The organism is Roseomonas sp. TS2 (genome assembly GCF_058833935.1).
This window is the reverse complement of record NZ_JCACVY010000283.1, coordinates 1-3,869: the sequence shown is the minus strand read 5'-3', so window position 1 is coordinate 3,869 and position 3,869 is coordinate 1. Positions and strand designations below refer to the sequence as shown.

At 72.7% G+C, this 3,869-nt stretch carries 3 protein-coding genes; all 3 read left to right on the top strand.

Annotated elements, in window-relative coordinates:
- Positions 1-349: 349 nt before the first annotated feature.
- Positions 350-967, top strand: coding sequence for a 30S ribosomal protein S4 (rpsD, locus tag ACZJYS_RS23330; RefSeq protein ID WP_109518417.1), 618 nt, complete (start codon positions 350-352; stop codon positions 965-967).
- A gap of 181 nt (positions 968-1,148) precedes the next feature.
- Positions 1,149-2,924: an SLC13 family permease gene (locus ACZJYS_RS23325; protein ID WP_493180507.1), complete on the top strand. Its 1,776-nt coding sequence runs from the start codon at positions 1,149-1,151 to the stop codon at positions 2,922-2,924.
- An 88-nt stretch (positions 2,925-3,012) separates the two neighbouring features.
- The coding region (locus ACZJYS_RS23320; RefSeq protein WP_493180506.1) for an MATE family efflux transporter at positions 3,013-3,869 on the top strand (857 nt) is incomplete at its 3' end.

The window sequence follows — 3,869 nt, the reverse complement described above, 5'->3', positions numbered from 1 at the left end:
GCGGCGCCGCCGGCAGCACCAGCACCCAGCCCGCATGCACGTTGTTGACGACGAGGCCGAGGCCGATGCCCAGCATCAGCCCGCCCACCAGACTGCCCGTCACCCCGGCCTTCAGCCCCAGGATCAGGATCTCCGCGCGTGTCACCATGAGGATGCGCAGTAGGCGCCGGAGACATGGTTTGACAAGCGGCGCGGCGCGGCGCTAAAGGCGCGCTCCCTTCCGGGAAAGCGGATGCAGGCTTGTCCTGCGTCCCGCCCCTGGCGCGTGCCCCTCCGGCATGGCCGCCTCGGGACTACCGGGACATCAGCGATACCCGAACGGTACGCACAACAAGAAGGAGCCCGCCGCATGACGAAGCGCGCGGAAAGCAAGTACAAGATCAATCGCCGCCTCGGCGTCAACCTGTGGGGCCGCGCCAAGTCCCCGGTCGCCAAGCGCGAGTACGGCCCCGGCCAGCACGGCCAGCGCCGCAAGCAGAAGCCGACCGACTTCGGCGTGCAGCTGATGGCCAAGCAGAAGCTCAAGGGCTACTACGGCAACATCGGCGAGAAGCAGTTCCGCAAGTATTATCAGGAGGCCGTGCGCCGCAAGGGCGACACCTCCGAGAACCTGATCGAGCTGCTGGAGCGCCGCCTGGACGCGGTGGTCTACCGCCTGAAGCTGGCCGTGACCCCCTTCGCCGCCCGCCAGTTCGTCAACCATGGCCACATCACGGTCAATGGCAAGCGCGTGAACATCCCCTCCTACCTCGTGCGCGACAATGACGTCGTCGAGGTCAAGGAGAAGTCGAAGCAGCTCGTCGCCGTGCTCGACGCCGCCCAGTCCGGCGAGCGCGACGTGCCCGAGTATCTCGAGATCGACCACCGCCAGATGAAGGGCCGCTTCCTGCGCGCCCCCAAGCTCTCCGACGTGCCCTACCCGGTGCAGATGGAGCCGAACCTGGTCATCGAGTTCTACTCGCGCTGATCCAGCGCCGACGGGAGCCGCGAGGCTCCCGCTGGCCGCATCCGGCCGGAGGCGCCTTGCGCCCCCGGCCTTTTTCATGCCCGATGCCTGGGCCGCGCCGCGCGGCCGGCGGGCCATGGCCTGGCCGGGCAACCCGGCCATCGCCACGCGGTTCTGCCGGCCTCTCCTCTCGGAACCCCGCATGACCGCCGACCAGATGACCGTCTCCGCCCTGGCGCTGCTGGCGCTGGCGGGCTTCGTGCTGCAGCCCGTGCGCTACGACGTGGTGGCCCTGCTGCTGCTGCTGGCCCTGGTGCTGACGGGGCAGGTGGCGCCGGCGGAGGCCTTCCTCGGCTTCGCCGAGCCGGCGGTGACGACGGTGGTGGCCGTGCTGGCCATCAGCAAGGGGCTGCAGGCGGCCGGCACGGTGGACCTGCTGCTGCGCCGCCTGGGCGGCATGCGCGGCCGGCCCCGGCTGCAGGTGGCGGCGCAGACCGGCCTCTGCGCCGGCTTCTCGGGCTTCATGAACAATGTGGGCGCGCTGGCGCTGTTCATGCCGGTGGCGCTGCGCAACGCCTACCGCGAGGGCTACGCCCCCTCCCGCGCGCTGATGCCGCTGGCCTTTGGCTCGGTGCTGGGCGGACTGATCACGCTGATCGGCACGCCCCCCAACCTGATCATCTCCGCCATCCGGCAGGAACGGACGGAACTCGGCCCCTATGCCTTGTTCGACTTCGCCTGGGTCGGCCTGCCGCTCGCCGTGCTGGGCGTGGCCTGTCTGGTGCTGGCCAACCGCCTGCTGGGCGACAAGCGCGGCGGCAAGGTCGAGGTCGATGCCGGGGACTACGTGGCCGAGGCACGGCTGGGGCCGAAGAGCGCCGCCATCGGCCTCTCCATCCGCACGCTGGAGAGCATGGCGGATGGCGACGTGACGGTGGTCGGCCTGTTCCGCGGCCCCAACCGCACCCTGGCCCCGCCGGGCGAGGCGCGGCTGCGGGCGGAGGACGTGCTGCTGCTGGAAGGCAGCGCCGATTCGCTGCGCGCCCTGGTGGAGATGGCCGGCCTTTCCCTGACCGAGCCGGATGGCGGCAAGCCGCGCGACGGGCTGAAGGCGCTGGTGGCCGACGAGGTGGACGCGGTGGAGGCCATCCTCCGCCCCGGCTCGCCGCTGATCGGCCGCTCGCCTTCGGCGCTGCGGCTGCGCAGCCAGCACGGCATCAACCTGCTGGCCGTCTCCCGCCAGGGCCGGCGCGTGACGGACCGGATGAACGAGATCGTCCTGCGCAGCGGTGACGTGGTGCTGCTGCAGGCCCAGCGCGACAAGCGGGCCGACGCCTTCCAGGCCCTCTCCCTGCTGCCCCTGGCCGAGCGCAGCGTGGCGCTGGGCCGGCCGCAGCACGCCATCCTGGCGGGCGGCATGTTCCTGGCCGGCATCCTGGCCGTGTTGTTCGAGCTGGCGCCGGCGCACATCGCCTTCACCGCCGTGGTGGCGGCGATGATCCTGTGCCGCGTGCTGAAGCCGGACGAGGCCTATGCGGCGGTGGACTGGCCGGTGATCGTGCTGCTCGGCGCGCTGTTCCCGCTGGGCGAGGCGATGGAGCGCAGCGGCACCATCACCCTGCTGGTGGAGAGCCTGGCCGGACCGGCGGCGGCGCTGCCGGGCTGGGCGGTGGTGGGCGGCATCCTGCTGGTCTGCATGCTGCTCTCCGAGGTGATGGCGAACAACGCCACGGTGCTGCTGATGGCACCCATCGCGCTCGGCCTGGCCGAGGTGGCCGGGGTGTCGCAGGACGGGATGCTGATGGCCGTGTGCATCGGCACCTCCTGCACCTTCCTCAGCCCGATCGGCCACCAGTCCAACACGCTGGTGATGGAGCCGGGCGGCTACCGCTTCCAGGATTACGCGCGCCTGGGCACGCCGCTGGCGCTGCTCTGCCTGCTGGTCGGCACCCCGCTGATCCTGCTGTTCTGGAGCTGAGCGGCGCGGCGCGCCGGAGAACGCGCGCCGCCGGCTTTTCCACCCGCGATATTCCCGCCATCCTGCCGCCCGCAGGGGAGAGAGCAGGGTGGAAGCAGGAACCACGCCGCCGGGCATGGCGGCATTGCTGCGGCGGATCGCCGCCCTGGCGGCGCCCACCAGCCTGATCGCGCTGCTGCAGGCGGCGGCGCAGCTGCTGGAGACCTGGCTGGCCGCCCGCCAGGGCACGGCGGCGCTGGCGGGCTGGGCGGTGGTGCTGCCCTTCGCCCTCCTGCTGCAGCAGATGTCGGCGGGTGCCATGGGGGGTGGGGTGGTCTCCGCCATCGCCCGCGCCCTCGGCGCCGGCCGCCCGGCCGAGGCGGCGGACCTCGTGCTGCACGCGGTGCTGATCGCGCTGGGGGGCGGGCTGCTCTTCGCCCTGCTGCTGGCGGTCTTTCCCCATGCGCTGCTGGCCCTGATCGGCGGCCCGGCCGCGGCGGAGGCGGCGGCGGCCTATGCCGCCTGGCTGTTCGGCGCCGGGGCGGTGCCGGTCTGGCTGGCCAACACCCTCGCCTCCGTGCTGCGCGGCGGCGGCCGGCACGCGCTGGCGGCGCGGGTGCTGGCGCTGGCCTGGTGCGGCTATCCGCCGCTGGGCTGGCTGCTGGCCGAGCCGCTGGGCATGGGGCTGGCCGGCCTCGGCGCGGCCTTCGCGCTGGTGTTCTGGGTGGCGGCGCTGGCCATGGCGGCGGTGGTGGCGCGCGGCGGCGCCGGCTTCCTGCCGAGGCTGCGGGCGCGGCCCTCGGCCATGCTGTTCCACCGCATCCTGTCGGTGGGGCTGGTGGCCTGCGCGCTGGCCACCATCGCCAATGCCACCACCATCCTGGTGACGGGCCAGCTCGCCGGCTACGGCCCGGTGGCGGTGGCCGCCTATGGCATCTCGGCCCGGCTGGAGTTCCTGACCGTGCC